This window comes from Gilliamella sp. B3367 (assembly GCF_026536825.1).
Taxonomy (GTDB): domain Bacteria; phylum Pseudomonadota; class Gammaproteobacteria; order Enterobacterales; family Orbaceae; genus Gilliamella; species Gilliamella apicola_E.
This window is the reverse complement of sequence record NZ_JAFNNJ010000002.1, coordinates 304,137-318,041: the sequence shown is the minus strand read 5'-3', so window position 1 is coordinate 318,041 and position 13,905 is coordinate 304,137. Positions and strand designations below refer to the sequence as shown.

General features: G+C 33.7%; 15 protein-coding genes. 4 read left to right on the top strand and 11 right to left on the bottom strand.

Annotated elements, in window-relative coordinates:
* Window positions 1-42: 42 nt before the first annotated feature.
* From J3U23_RS04465 to J3U23_RS04425, 9 genes are all read right to left on the bottom strand, one after another.
* Entirely contained in the window at window positions 43-495 is a 453-nt protein-coding gene (locus J3U23_RS04465; protein WP_267338617.1) for a hypothetical protein, read from the bottom strand.
* A gap of 124 nt (window positions 496-619) precedes the next feature.
* The gene (locus J3U23_RS04460; protein ID WP_324169985.1) at window positions 620-1,060 is read right to left on the bottom strand and encodes an RHS repeat-associated core domain-containing protein; all 441 of its coding nucleotides are present in this window, start codon (window positions 1,058-1,060) and stop codon (window positions 620-622) included.
* Between the two features lie 63 nt (window positions 1,061-1,123).
* Window positions 1,124-1,729: an RHS repeat domain-containing protein gene (locus J3U23_RS04455; RefSeq protein WP_267338615.1), complete on the bottom strand. Its 606-nt coding sequence runs from the start codon at window positions 1,727-1,729 to the stop codon at window positions 1,124-1,126.
* Between the two features lie 365 nt (window positions 1,730-2,094).
* The gene (locus tag J3U23_RS04450) at window positions 2,095-3,354 is read right to left on the bottom strand and encodes an RHS repeat domain-containing protein (RefSeq protein WP_267338614.1); all 1,260 of its coding nucleotides are present in this window, start codon (window positions 3,352-3,354) and stop codon (window positions 2,095-2,097) included.
* A gap of 399 nt (window positions 3,355-3,753) precedes the next feature.
* Window positions 3,754-4,173 (bottom strand): hypothetical protein, encoded by a 420-nt coding sequence (locus J3U23_RS04445; protein ID WP_065734842.1) that lies wholly within the window; start codon window positions 4,171-4,173, stop codon window positions 3,754-3,756.
* A 12-nt stretch (window positions 4,174-4,185) separates the two neighbouring features.
* Window positions 4,186-4,830, bottom strand: a complete 645-nt coding sequence (locus J3U23_RS04440; protein ID WP_267338613.1) for an RHS repeat domain-containing protein — start codon at window positions 4,828-4,830, stop codon at window positions 4,186-4,188.
* Between the two features lie 149 nt (window positions 4,831-4,979).
* Window positions 4,980-5,663, bottom strand: coding sequence for a response regulator transcription factor (locus J3U23_RS04435; protein WP_267338611.1), 684 nt, complete (start codon window positions 5,661-5,663; stop codon window positions 4,980-4,982).
* Window positions 5,644-7,110, bottom strand: a complete 1,467-nt coding sequence (locus tag J3U23_RS04430) for a sensor histidine kinase (RefSeq protein ID WP_267338610.1) — start codon at window positions 7,108-7,110, stop codon at window positions 5,644-5,646. The genes J3U23_RS04435 and J3U23_RS04430 overlap by 20 nt, the downstream gene beginning before the upstream one ends.
* Before the next feature lie 2 nt (window positions 7,111-7,112).
* A complete protein-coding gene (locus tag J3U23_RS04425; RefSeq protein WP_267338609.1) occupies window positions 7,113-8,465 on the bottom strand; it encodes a vWA domain-containing protein in 1,353 nt (450 codons plus the stop codon).
* Between the two features lie 250 nt (window positions 8,466-8,715).
* On the opposite strand from J3U23_RS04425, the gene apt reads away from it, so the two are divergent.
* The 3 genes from apt (at window position 8,716) to J3U23_RS04410 (ending at window position 11,722) form a co-directional block, all read left to right on the top strand.
* Window positions 8,716-9,261, top strand: a complete 546-nt coding sequence (gene apt, locus J3U23_RS04420) for an adenine phosphoribosyltransferase (RefSeq protein ID WP_220226082.1) — start codon at window positions 8,716-8,718, stop codon at window positions 9,259-9,261.
* Window positions 9,262-9,504: 243 nt separating this feature from the next.
* Entirely contained in the window at window positions 9,505-10,275 is a 771-nt protein-coding gene (ddaH, locus tag J3U23_RS04415) for a dimethylargininase (RefSeq protein ID WP_267338608.1), read from the top strand.
* A gap of 37 nt (window positions 10,276-10,312) precedes the next feature.
* Window positions 10,313-11,722, top strand: coding sequence for a basic amino acid/polyamine antiporter (locus tag J3U23_RS04410; protein ID WP_267338606.1), 1,410 nt, complete (start codon window positions 10,313-10,315; stop codon window positions 11,720-11,722).
* Between the two features lie 11 nt (window positions 11,723-11,733).
* Here J3U23_RS04410 and J3U23_RS04405 read toward each other — a convergent pair whose 3' ends face one another.
* Together J3U23_RS04405 and nfi are read right to left on the bottom strand one after the other, a co-directional pair.
* Window positions 11,734-12,480, bottom strand: coding sequence for a tRNA1(Val) (adenine(37)-N6)-methyltransferase (locus J3U23_RS04405; RefSeq protein ID WP_267338605.1), 747 nt, complete (start codon window positions 12,478-12,480; stop codon window positions 11,734-11,736).
* Window positions 12,470-13,135: a deoxyribonuclease V gene (nfi, locus tag J3U23_RS04400; protein WP_065563507.1), complete on the bottom strand. Its 666-nt coding sequence runs from the start codon at window positions 13,133-13,135 to the stop codon at window positions 12,470-12,472. The genes J3U23_RS04405 and nfi overlap by 11 nt, the downstream gene beginning before the upstream one ends.
* Before the next feature lie 60 nt (window positions 13,136-13,195).
* On the opposite strand from nfi, the gene J3U23_RS04395 reads away from it, so the two are divergent.
* The gene (locus tag J3U23_RS04395; RefSeq protein ID WP_065563442.1) at window positions 13,196-13,777 is read left to right on the top strand and encodes an IMPACT family protein; all 582 of its coding nucleotides are present in this window, start codon (window positions 13,196-13,198) and stop codon (window positions 13,775-13,777) included.
* The last annotated feature ends 128 nt before the right edge of the window (window positions 13,778-13,905 follow it).

Sequence of the window (13,905 nt, the reverse complement as noted above, 5' to 3'; positions counted from 1 at the left end):
GTTGAATGAGTTAACTATACAAAACTTATCTAATCTAATACTTTACTCATAATTACTGATATCTTCTTCTTTAATCGATATATTTTTAAATTTCAGAATTATTTTAGATCTATCAGTAAAGATAAATTCATATTTATAACTATTATCTTTATTGATCGAAAACTGATGAATCAATAAATAAGAGCTTTTTAAGTAATCTAAATCACAGTTTAATTTTATTTCTATTACATTTTGAAACTCAAAACAATATTTTTTTGTATTAAAAGCATTGGTAAAAATTATACTTAATAAATCTTTTTTCTTTCCTATACCAATACTATACTTTAAACTTTTAAAATTAGAATCATATAATGTTTTTTCTCCTCTAATAAGATATCTTTCATGATCCAGTATAAAATATTTAGTATTTTCTGGTATTTGTTTTTCGTTTTTATTTAAATAATCAAAATAATCATCAAAATACCAAATATTATTTTTTTTTATTATTCTTGACATACCTAATCTTTCTATTTACACATATTTTTCAATTTATTATTAACCGAATCAGGTAATTTAGGAGTTTCAGTATGTCCATGTTTATTTATCCATCCTCCCTCAGAATTCATAATGCCTAATTCTTTTAATTCTTTTCCTTTAGTTTTATAAACATGAACCTCAAAATCAGAAGATCCTTTATAGTTAAAAACATCTTTCCGAGCTCTATATATCCTTCTCCTAAATCAATTGGAGCCATTTTCCTCATTGCGTCGTTTCCTTTCTTCGCCATTAACCCGAACGGATCGACCTCGGAGTTAGAATCGAAGGTATAGGCATAAAGATTGGGGTTGTTTCCTGCGAGGCCAATAGGGTCTTTAGAGATGTAGGTGCCAGTTTGAGGGGTATAGTACCGGAAACGATTATAATAAAGCCCCGTTTCAACATCCTCATACTGCCCCAGTTGCCTGAACGGAATAAACGACTTATTGTTAAATAAATTTTCCCGTATTCTTCCATAGATGTCAAGTTCTACCTGCCAAACCAATTCACCTTTATCATCATAGACCTGAGCCGGTCTGCCCAAATAATCCGATACAATCGAGTAGGACTTGTCCTCACATAGCTTAGTAGTCGGTACTAAACTTGCTTACTCATAAACCCAAGTAGTCAGGTTTTCGACCGGTTCGGTTTGTTCCAACATAAGCATTCCCAGCTCATCAGAAACAACCTTTGGACGCCGTTCATTCTCATAAAACCACTCATGCAATATTGCATTACCATCCCAAAGATAACGATAAATCTTTGTATTTACAATTTTCGCTGTTCTTCTACCTAATGCGTCGTATTCAAAACGGAGCCATTTCCCCTGAGGATTGCGTACTGCTTGTAACATTCCGTTGCCCTGCCATTGGTATTTCCGGTAACCTTGCCGCCATTGTGGAGGGGCAGAATTTTCAAGCGTTCTTTTTTTTCTTATTTTATCGTATTGTTTAAGTTCAGATTTTGAATATCGCCGTATTTCGGCCTTACGGTCAAATTCATTTTCTTCAATCCCAAAATTGTTCTTAGAATTTATATTTTCACTTAAGAAAGATGAATTTTTTGGTAGGTTATTGGCAGAATTTTTAAAATTTCTCGGAGTTTTTAAAATAAGATTTCCCTGTTTATCATAAATATAATTCCAATTTTTATCCTTTAGAATCTTACCCGATGCACCATATATTTGATCGGATTTTTGTGGATCGGAATACAAATTTTAAAAAAAATCTTAATCACTTTACCCTATCTTAAATTCATCCTTAATGATAAAAATTTAGGCTTTTCCCTTAAATCTTTATGTAATATCGGGCAAAGGCTCTTTTAGCGGAAACACAGTGCAAAGGGCTTACGCTCTGCCATTCTCCCCTAGACTTTTACAACCTCTTTTTGCTTGCTAAATCTTTACTCCCTAATTCGGAATGGGAATTGTTAGACGAATTGAAGAATTATTAATTAAAAAGCCAACCTTTAGGGTTGGCTTTTCTCTTTTTATTTTTTATCTAATAAAAATCTCCAAGTGCATTTTTCAAATACTAAATTCTCAGAGATTTTATTTTAATTTTAGAATAATTTCTTATTTTATTCATCTTCAACAAACTCTATTGCTTCTTTTATAAAAGGAAAGTCTTTTGTAGATTTTGGTAAGGAATTTATTAATTCATCAAATTCATCTTTTCCTAATATTGTGTTATAGTCGTCCAACATTATATCTAAACTTCCTTTAAACCTTACTTTGTCTTTTGGTGAACCGTCTAAATAAAATTTTTTGATATAATCAATAGCTATTTTTTTATCTATATGTAATATGATTTCAAAAACTTTTGCTTCAAAATGACAATCTTTCATTAGCCTATATAAGAGATCTTTTTGATTTTCAGAATATGCATTATTATTCATTTCTAAATTAGATAATAATTCTCTTATCTCCTCCCTTAAATAAAAGTATTTTTCTATTTTTTTAAATAAATCCATAACGCCTCCTTTAGTTTTCCCTTTTAACTCCACATTTTTCCCTTTTGTATCAATATCTACAAAATAATCTGCTCCTAAAGCTCCTGTACTTCTTTTTATAGCATCTGGGTTTTTGGGTTTTACTTTTGTGGAAGTTACACTTATTCCACCCCTAGAATCAATAGGATTAAACTTAAATCCATTTTTCTTGAAAGCTTTATATTCTGATTTAGACATAAAACGTCTAACAACACCTGGGTTTTGAGGAACACCATTTATTATATCCAACCCAAACGGGTCGACCGTTGTATTGGAGTCGAAGGTATACGCATAAAGATTAGGGTTATTCCCGGCAAGACCTATGGGGTCTTTGGAGATATAGGTGCCTGTTTGGGGGTTATAATAGCGGAAACGATTATAATAAAGCCCCGTTTCAACATCATCATACTGCCCCAGTTGCCTGAACGGAATAAATAACTTATTGTTAAAGATATCTTCCCGTATTCTGCCATAGATGTCAAATTCCACCTGCCATACCAGCTCACCTTTATCATTATAGGCCTGAGCCGGGCGATCCAAATAATCCGAAACAATCGAGTAGGACTTGCCCTCATATAGCTTTGCAGAGGGTACTAAACTTCCTTCTTCATAAACCCAAGTAGTCAGGTTTTCAACCGGCTCGGGTTGTTCCAACATAAGCATTCCCAGCTCGTCAGAAATAATCTTAGGACGCCGTTCATTCTCATAAAACCACTCATGCAATATTGCATTACCATCCCAAAGATAGCGATAAATCTTTGTATTTGCAATTTTCGCTGTTCTTCTACCTAACGCGTCGTATTCAAAACGGATCCATTTTCCTTGAGGATTGCGTACTGCTTTTAACATTCCGTTGCCCTGCCATTGGTATTCCAGTCACCTTGCTGCCATTTGGGAGGGTCAGAATTTTCAAGCGTTCTTTTTTTCTTATTTTATCGTATTGTTTGAGTTCGGAATAAAAACTGAAAAAAACCTTAAACCTCAAGCATTATTAATAACTTTACCATATCTAAAATTTATTCCTGATGATAAGAATTTAGGCTTCACGCTTAACTCTAGTTGTAATAGTGGCAAACGGCTTTACTGGCAGAAATTTAGTATCCGAATTATATGGAACACAATAAATGGGATATCTACAACATTCTGCAACTGATTCGCTCGCTTATTCCCAAAGATGAACTCGAACTCTTAGATAAGCTCAATGCTTAAAAAACAAAAAAGCCAACTTTAAAAGTTGGCTTGTTCTTTTCAATTTAATTCAAAATACCATTCTAAAAATTCATTAAAATTATTCCACTGTGGTTGCAAATTACTTAATTCTTCTCCTAATTTAAAGCTTATTATTTCTCCTGTTTTTATATTATAAAAAAAACCTTCTTCACCTTCAAAGCTGTCAAGCGGTATATACTGCTTAGGCATTTTAAGTATCTCATGAGTTCGTTTGATATCTAAATCATAGTGAGAATTTATAGAAAACCAACAAATTTGATATAATTCATATCCTCTAGAATAAAAAGTTGGACCATCTTCTGCATGTAAATAAAATTGACTAAAATCTGTTTCTAATGAAATGTTTAAATCTAATAAAACATTTGAATATTCTTCTGATACATCATTGAACCACCAACCATTATTTTTACAAAAGTTTATAACTTTATTTGATAACATATAAAATAAATTTTAATGACATTTTACTTTTAATTTTCGAGCATTAACTTCTGCTTCTGCCCTTTGCTTCCAATAAGCTTCTCTATCAATATTGAATAAATCTCTATTTACTGGATTATCAGGGGGTGCATTTGGTAAATGAGGATGGAGCGCATCACTTCCATAATATTTTTGATGTGTTGATGCTGATAGTTCAAATAATGAACCTTTAGCATTTTGCTTGGAATGATGCAAATTAATTTGACTATATTTCCCATCTTTCACTATAAAAGGGGCTTTACCCTCCAATGCTAAATCTAAATTAGTTTTTACACCATTTCTTGTATTTACTGGTAAATCCCAATCAATACTATCAAAAATATCCAACCCCAGCGGGTCGACCATCGTATTGGAGTCGTGAGTATAAGCGTATAAATTCGGGTTATTTCCAGCGAGTCCAATAGGGTCTTTGCTAATATAGGAACCTGTTTCAGGGTTATAGTACCGGAAACGGTTATAATAAAGCCCCGTTTCTACATCATCATACTGCCCCAGTTGCCTGAACGGAATAAACGACTTATTGTTAAATAAATTTTCCCGTATTCTGCCATAGATGTCAATCTCCACCTGCCAAACCAATTCACCTTTATCATCATAGGCCTGAGCGGGTCTGCCCAAATAATCCGATACAATTGAGTAGGACTTGTCCTAGCATAGCTGATAGACACCTATAAAAAACGGGTAACTGCCAGATCAGGTTTGAGTTACTACATCTAAGATTTTACTTGCATAAAATAAAATTGAACTTCATAAAATTTATATTAAATTTAATGTTTATAACCAATCCCATGAACAGTTTTAATTAAAGTTGGTGTGGATGGATTAATTTCTATTTGTTTTCTGAGTTTTGAAATATGCTGATCGAGCGTTCTGCTATTAGGTAAAAAATCATATCCCCAAACATAATCAAAAAGCATATCTCGAGTAACAACCTGATTTTTAAATTGATATAAACACTCTAAAATCTTAATTTCTCTTAAGGTTAATTCGATAACCTGACCGTTTCTTTTTGCATATAATTCGGAAGAATAGACATTCAAATCACCAAATTGAAAATAGTCTTCTTTAGAGCTATTTGAGTATTTTGATTTTAAGTAACGTTTGGCTATTGCTTTGATTCTTGCCCTCAGTTCATGAATACCAAATGGCTTATTCATATAATCATCAGCACCGAGCTCTAATCCAATTACTCGGTCGATCTCTTCATCTTTAGCAGATAAAAATAGAATTGGCACATCCTCATTTAATTTACGAATTTCACGACAAACAGAATAACCGTCAAGTTCAGGCATCATAATATCTAAAATAATAAAATCGGGTTGATGTTGATTAAACATTTCAAGTGCAACTTTACCATCATTTGCTTTGATAATCGTATAACCTTCTTTTTCTAGAAGATCTGACATACCATTAAGAATATGCTTATCGTCTTCAGCAATTAAAATCTTCATTTTCTAACTCCATTAAAATAAGTGAAAACGCAATTCCTGGATTCTGATTCATAACTTTAATTTCACCATTGATCTGATTAGCTAACTGATTGGCAATCGTCAACCCTATTCCAGTACCTGAAACCCCTTCGGTTATGGATGAGCTAACCCGATAAAAAGGATCAAAAATCTGTTTTAATAAATGATTAGCAATGCCCTCACCATAATCTCGAACCGTAATTATCACCTGTTTTCCCGATTTAGTTAAAGATAAATCAACTTGCTTGCCCTTAGACGCATATTTTTCAGCATTACTCAGAAAATTATTGAGAATTTGCATTACACTGTCTTCATCCGTATTAACAATACAATCACTTGCAATATTAGTGATATTAAGATGTAACGATTTTGCCTCTAAAATAGGACTAAAGGTATGATATATCTGGTTGATTAGCTCGGTTAAATTAACTGGTTTTATATTGACACTAAGTGGTTTATTAAAACTTAAAACATTTTGAACTAGCCTAGTTAATCTCTTACTTTCAGCACTGATTACATGCAAATAATCAGGAATGGGCGCAGGCTCATCTTCTAGATACTCTGACAACATTTCAGAATATAGTGTGATATTGGTTAGGGGTGTTTTAAATTCATGGGAAACTTGCCCGACAAAACTAACCTGCTGTTTTGCTAAGCGCAATGTTCGAGTATATTCTCGATAGCTATAGAAAATCAATCCAAGTATTACGGTAATGAAAAGACCAATAACAACAGAACCTAATAAATACAAATTAACAACATTTGGGGAGAAATAATAATAGGTTAAATGCCAATTTTGTAAAGGATAGTCAAGCGATATCAAAATTTCATTATCAGATTTTTCACCATTGGTATAAATCTGTTTATCGCCATCGGATAATTTAAAATTATCATCAAAAGCTTGCTTATCTAATAAATTGATCATATCAAAAGAAAGCTTGATGTTAGAAAGCTCAAAACCAATAATATTATCCGATTGAATTGACCAGTAAATTAAGTGGTTATACATTTGATACCAACCAGAACTTGGTTGAAACTGTTCAGTATGATCTTGTTGATTGAATAAAACAGAATTATCTAAAGCGATGGATTCTACTATCTTATGCCATTGCGAATCATACACATCACTTACAAATAAAATTTTATTTTTATTGATGATAAAAATATTTTTAATATCAGTTTCTGATCCTAATAAATCTTCCGCTTTATCGTTGTCGTCATTAATTTGAAGTGTCAAACTACTCAAATAAGATAGACGCTGATTTAGCAACGATTCAATCGATAACTTGATATTATTTATACGGCTTTTGGCGAGTAAGATTTGGTTGCTTTCTCGTAATAACACTTCGTGTTCTACACTTCGCCAACCTAAATAGCTTATAAACGCTATTAACATCATTAAAGATAAAATCGTTGCTAATCTTTTCATAATTATTTCTTAATTACATTGCTTTTTGACTCAAACTGCTTTTCAGCTGAAATTTTGTTGAAAACGTCTTTATCAGCTTTAGCAGCATCAGCCATAATATTATTTTTTTCAATTTGGCCTCTTAATCTTTCTTTTGCCTCTTCTGAGGATACTGAATTTGAAATTGAGCTAAGTTTTTTACTATTTTCCATAAGAATATCTTCTGCTTCTTGGAACCTACCTAGATTGTGATACTCTAAGGCTTTTTCATTCTCAATGGTTACCTTCTGGATCTCTGATTCAGCTAAAACTTCTTGAATCATTGAATCCTTGACCAACTTTTTATCATCGGTATACGCTACGCTTACAAATTGAGTTTCGTGTTCAGCTTTATTTCTCAATAAATTGTCATATGATAAATCAATTTGAGCTAACGTTTTACTTTGGCCAACTTTTCCTTCCTCAGGGATGACTTCTAACAGTACATATTTTTCTTGATTTGAAAACAATTGATTCATTTTAATCGTAACTTGATTACCTTTGATTACACCATCTCGACCAAGTAAACGCACTGGTTTAACGCCATCTTTCAGTTGGATAGTAATCACAACATTTTGAGCAACCGTGGACATCACGTCAGTAAACTCGTGAACAAACATTTTTTCAAGATCAAAAGTATTATTAACAAATACATGATTACCATCACTATAACTTGCGATAGATGACATTAATATTTCATTATAATCAGAACCTATCCCCATTGTGGTAATAGCAATATTCTTTTTAGCTGCAATAATAGCTAATTGAGAAAGTTCAGCTACTGAACTAGGACCTATATTGGCTTGACCATCAGATAACAAAATAATACGATTAACTTTATCTTTCGTAAGTTGGCTTTCAACTTGTTTTATTCCCTTACTCAATCCTGCAAATAAGGCTGTTCCTCCACCTGCAACTAAATTTTTATTGATTAGTTTAATAATTTGTTCTTTATTCTTTACTTTAGTTGCTGGAACAATAACTTTCGCATCATAATCATAAGTAACAATAGATAAGGTATCTTCTTCATTTAGCATATTAACCGCAAAAATAGCAGCTTCTCTCGCTTTTACTATGCGATCGCCTTGCATTGAACCTGATTTATCAATAACAAGCGCTAAATTGATCGGCACATGTTTATTAGAGTTCGCTTTTTCACCAGTTAATGAAACTTTTAAATAATTGGTTTCTTCACTTCCTGCCATAATAATAGGTGAAGACAATTCTGAACGGACGTTAATTTGTGAAACTTGTGAACTTGGTAGAATTGTCGTGGCATAGCTAAATAAACTAGACAAGACAAAACCTAACATGACAAATAGTTTAATAAATTTCATAGTATTTTCCTTCCTATATAAAGTTTATTCAATTATTCATCAATCGCCAAATAAATTGTCTAAATAATGTATTTAATTGTAAAAAGTTGTAAAAAGTAAAACCGTGATAAAAAACACCTATTAGTACTTAAACTAACCAATCTCTCTATTTTACGGTGCGTTAACTGTTTGTTTATTGCCAGTCTAAAGTGCAAAGGTATATAATAAAAAATTAGTCGCTCTTGAAGAGAATAGTTAGAGAACATTTAAAATGACTCAATCAAAACTTGAACTTATTAAAAATAGCATTATCACAATACCAAATTACCCTAAACCAGGTATCTTATTTCGTGATATCACTAGTCTACTTGAAAACCCTATTGCATTTAAAACATCTGTCGATCTTTTAATTGAGCATTATAAAGATAAAAAAATCGATAAAGTGGTTGGCACCGAAGCTAGAGGTTTTATCTTTGCAGCGCCACTTGCGTTAGCATTAGGCGTTGGTTTTGTACCGGTAAGAAAACCAAATAAACTACCGCGTAAGGTATTTAAAGAAGAGTATCAACTTGAATACGGTACAGATACCTTAGAAATGCATTGCGATGCGATCAAACCTAACGAACGAGTGTTAATTATTGACGATCTACTTGCAACTGGAGGCACAGTTGCAGCTACCGCAAAATTAATTCAAAAAGCAGGTGGTATTGCTCAAGATGCGGCATTTGTAATTAATTTACCTGATTTACACGGGAAAACAAAATTAACTGATATGGGAATTAACTGTTACACATTAGTCGATTTTGCCGGTGAATAACGCATATTTTTAGGGCGAAATGTCGCCCTATTCGTCTGCAACATCCTCATTTATTAATATCCTTATTTTTGCCATCAAATTCAGGCTTATCTTATCCGCTACTCTAATTTCATTTTAACTAGCCCAAACCACAACAAATATCGCCATGCTCAATTTGCATAAAACATCAACTTAACGCTTGAAATAGTTATTATTATGAATTATTATTCAAAAATAATGAATATTTATAACAGGAATTAAACAGTGAAAAAATTTAATCATATTATTGCCAGAACCCCAGCTAAGTCGCTTATCAACGGATTAACCTCTGCCAATTTAGGAAAACCAGACTATCAAAAAGCGCTTGATCAACATAACAACTACATTCGAGCATTACAGCAATGCTATGTCGATATCACAATATTACCTGCCGATGAACGATTTCCAGATTCTGTTTTTGTTGAAGATGCCGTGTTATGTACGCCCTGTTGCGCCATTATCACTCGCCCTGGCGCGGTAAGCCGTCGTGCAGAAACAGAAATCATCGTTGATACTATTGAACGATTTTATCCTAATAATGTTGAACACATTACCGCCCCTGGCACTGTTGAAGCGGGCGATATTATGATGGTTGAGAATCACTATTACATTGGTTTATCCGCTCGTACCAATCAAGAAGGTGCCAACCAAATGATTGCTATCTTAGAAAAATACGGACTATCGGGTTCAGTGGTGACTTTAGAGAAAGTATTACATCTAAAAACCGGACTTGCCTATTTGGAACACAATAATTTATTAGCTGCGGGTGAATTTATCACTAAACCAGAATTTCAACATCTCAATATTATCGAAATACCAGAAGAAGAGAGTTATGCCGCTAACTGTATCTGGGTTAATGAGCGAGTCATCATACCGGCTGGTTATCCAATTACTAAAGCTAAAATTGAAGCGCTTGGCTATCAAGTCATCGAAGTTGATACCTCAGAATATCGCAAAATTGATGGCGGAGTTAGTTGTATGTCATTGCGATTTTAATTAAAACTTAACTGAACAATTAAAATAAGAAAACGATATGAATATGCCAGTAAGAAAAAAGCTTGGCATACTCCCACTTACATTAATGGTAGTGGGCAGTATTGTCGGTAGTGGTATTTTTAGCCTTCCTCAAAACATGGCCGAAGGGGCTGGAGCAGGTGCAATTTTAATTGCATGGGTAATAACCTTATTTGGCATGTTTATGCTTACGCGAATTTTTCAGTATCTTTCAATTCGTTTTTACAAAATCAATGAAGGATTATATGGCTATGTTCGTGAAGGATTTGGTGATTATATTGGTTTTAATGCCGCTTGGGGCTATTGGATATCGGCATGGATGTCATGTGGCAGCTATTTAGTTATCCTATTTAGCGCATTAGGTTCATTTGAGTGCTTCAATTATTTTGGTAATGGCACAACTATTCCTGCTGTGATGGCTGGACTTATATTCTTATGGATTATCCATTTTTTTGTCATAAAAGGCATCTATCAAGCATTCTTACTTAATTGTTTAGTCACATTAGCTAAAATTGTGCCTATTTGTTTATTTATTGTTTGTGTCGTTTTAGCGTTTAGAGTTGATACTTTTAACATGGACTTTTGGGGGACACCTCAATTAGGAACCATCCTCAGTCAAGTAAAACATACCATGCTTTATACCGTATGGGTTTATTTAGGGATTGAAAGTGCAACAGTTTATGCCGCTCGAGCTAAAAATATAATTAGTATAAGTCGAGCCACCTTTTTTGGTTTTGCTATTACCAGTCTATTATTAGTCTGTGTTTCGGTGCTATCTTTAGGGATCGTCCCACAACACGAACTGGCACAAATGAAAAATCCATCCATGGCCTTAGTGATTGAACATGTTGTAGGTAGTTGGGGAGCTAAATGTATCAACATTGGTTTGATTGTGTCGGTCAGTGGTGGATTATTGTCTTGGTTAATGTTAGCGGCTGAAATGCTGTTCCTTTCTGGCCAAGGCAATCAACATACCGTACCTAGTTGTTTCGGTAAACTCAATAAAAACAGCACACCCGCTAATGCATTGTGGTTAACAACGAGTTTAATTAGTGTACTTATGATTTTGGCACATTTTTATCAATCGGGTTACAACACCTTAATTCAGCTATCAACTTCAATGGTACTCATCCCCTATCTACTATCAGCACTATTCGTGTTTAAACTATCTATAAGGCAACGAAAAAAACATCTATTATTCATCGGTACACTGGGTTCAATTTATGGATTCTGGTTAATCTATGCTGGTGGAGTGTCTTATTTATTACTATCCATGATCTTATATAGTGTTGGATTATTGTTCTACCTTTATGCAAGAAAACAAAGGCATCTATCATCTTTCAGTTATTTGCATGACAAAATTTATGCCATAACCATAGTTATACTAGCTGTTATAGCGATAATATACTTCTACATTATTCCGCAATAACCAAAAAGGCATTATTTACGAAACAGATAAAAATCAGCCAATAATTCTCTAAATGGTTGAGAATACCTCCCATGGTCATCACGCATACACAATGATTGACTAAGGAAATTATCATTTTGATGAAATGAAAAGGCCATCAGTGCCAACGAAAAATCCTTATCAGCTGAATATTTTACTTGCATTTCACTGCATAAAAATAACCTATTTAACTCGCATAACTGTTTAAATTTATCTGCAACATGATAAGGTAAGACTAAACAAAATAATCCATTTGGTTTTAATAAACGAATTACCGCATCAATAAGTTGCTGATAGTTTAAACTCTCGGTATAACGAGCCAACTGACGCTCTGTATTTCGACATTCGACTGCTGATTGGAAATAAGGTGGATTAGTTATAATCAAATCATAACAAGCATTATCATCTATTCTAAATTGATTAACATTGATATTTAATGCTTGGATCGTTTGAAAATTAGCATTTAAGCTATTTTGCTGACATTGCATAATCGCTTGCGGATCAATGTCGATCGCATCAATTTGACATGAATGGTTTTCTAAACGCTGGGCAAGCATCAATGCAATAACGCCACACCCAGTACCAATATCTAAAACATTTTGTATATCAGGTTTAATTGGTGCCCATGCACCTAACAAGCAACTATCCGTTGTCACTTTCATGGGACTTTTATCATGAGCAATAAAAAAACGCTTAAAGGTAAATCCACCTTTTTTTAATGGTAGCTGATTATTTGGCATGACTAAACTTTCTAAATAATGGCTTATTGGACGCAATTGCATCAGCCCAACGAGTTGGCTCCGGCAAACGGTAACCGCGTAAACATTGTTTGACCCAATGTAATGCGCTGTCCTGACTGATTCTATGCCCTGCGGAAACAAATAACGGATTACAATTATCTTTACTTTGTAAAACCCAGCCTATCTGTTCTTGCTTATCAAACAGAGGCGTTACATTTCCCGCTTTTTTCGATTGAGGCTCGAATTGTCCACATAATTTTCTTTTTGCTACACCAATCGTTGGTATATCGAGCAATAAACCTAAATGACTTGCAATACCTAATCGTCTGGGATGAGCAACACCCTGCCCATCAACCAACAACAAATCAGGTTTGTGCTTAAGCTGTTGCCATGCTTTAAGCAATGCTGGATACTCCCGAAAAGACAAATATCCTGGAATATAAGGAAAATTTGTTTCCAATCGAGCAATATTATATTCAACCACTTCAAAATCAGGAAATGTCAATATCACAATCGCAGCACGAGTTATCATGCCACCTTGTTCAAAACCGACATCCGTCCCACCAATCAATTTTATTGCTGGGTTAAAATCATCCACCAAGCTAACCTGATTGGCTAATTGCTGTTGTGAAAGTTTTAATTGTGCTAAATTAATAGACATTTCAACTCTGCTGAGTATTATTAGTTACAATAAAATGATTTTACCAGAATAAGTATGCCTTATACATTAGCAAATCCAACCGAATTAACCGAAGAAATAAAAAAAAGTCGCTTTATTGTCAATGCGGCACCCATTATAAATGCGGAGCAGGCTACGCAATTTATTGATAGCATTAGTGATCCAAATGCAACTCACAACTGTTGGGCATGGAAAATAGGACAACAATATCGTTTCAATGATGATGGAGAACCTACCAGTACTGCTGGGCGCCCTATTCTATCGGCTATTGAAGGACAAGATTGCGATCAGGTCGTCGTTGTTGTGACTCGCTACTTTGGCGGAATTAAATTAGGCACAGGTGGATTAATTCGTGCTTATGGTGGTTCAGCAAGCCATTGCTTACAACAAGCTGAATTAATAGAACTTATTGCCAGAACAACCTTAGAATTTCACTGTTACTATAACGAGTGGCCTATTATAGAAAACCGACTGAAGGAACTCGATGCAATTATTGAACAACAAAATTTTGATGCAGAAGGTGTCACAGTCGGCATCGCTATCACGCAAGACAATTTACTCACACTTAAAAAGAATATTAGTGATATTACTCGCGGAAGAGTGATTATTGAAGTATAAGAAATCTTTTGAGTATCTTCAATATCGATAAATTTTATCAATAAGCTTAATTAAACTGATGATGAAATAGATAAATGAATAATTCATAAAAGTATAAAGTAAAATACAGCTTCAATCAGAATAGAAAG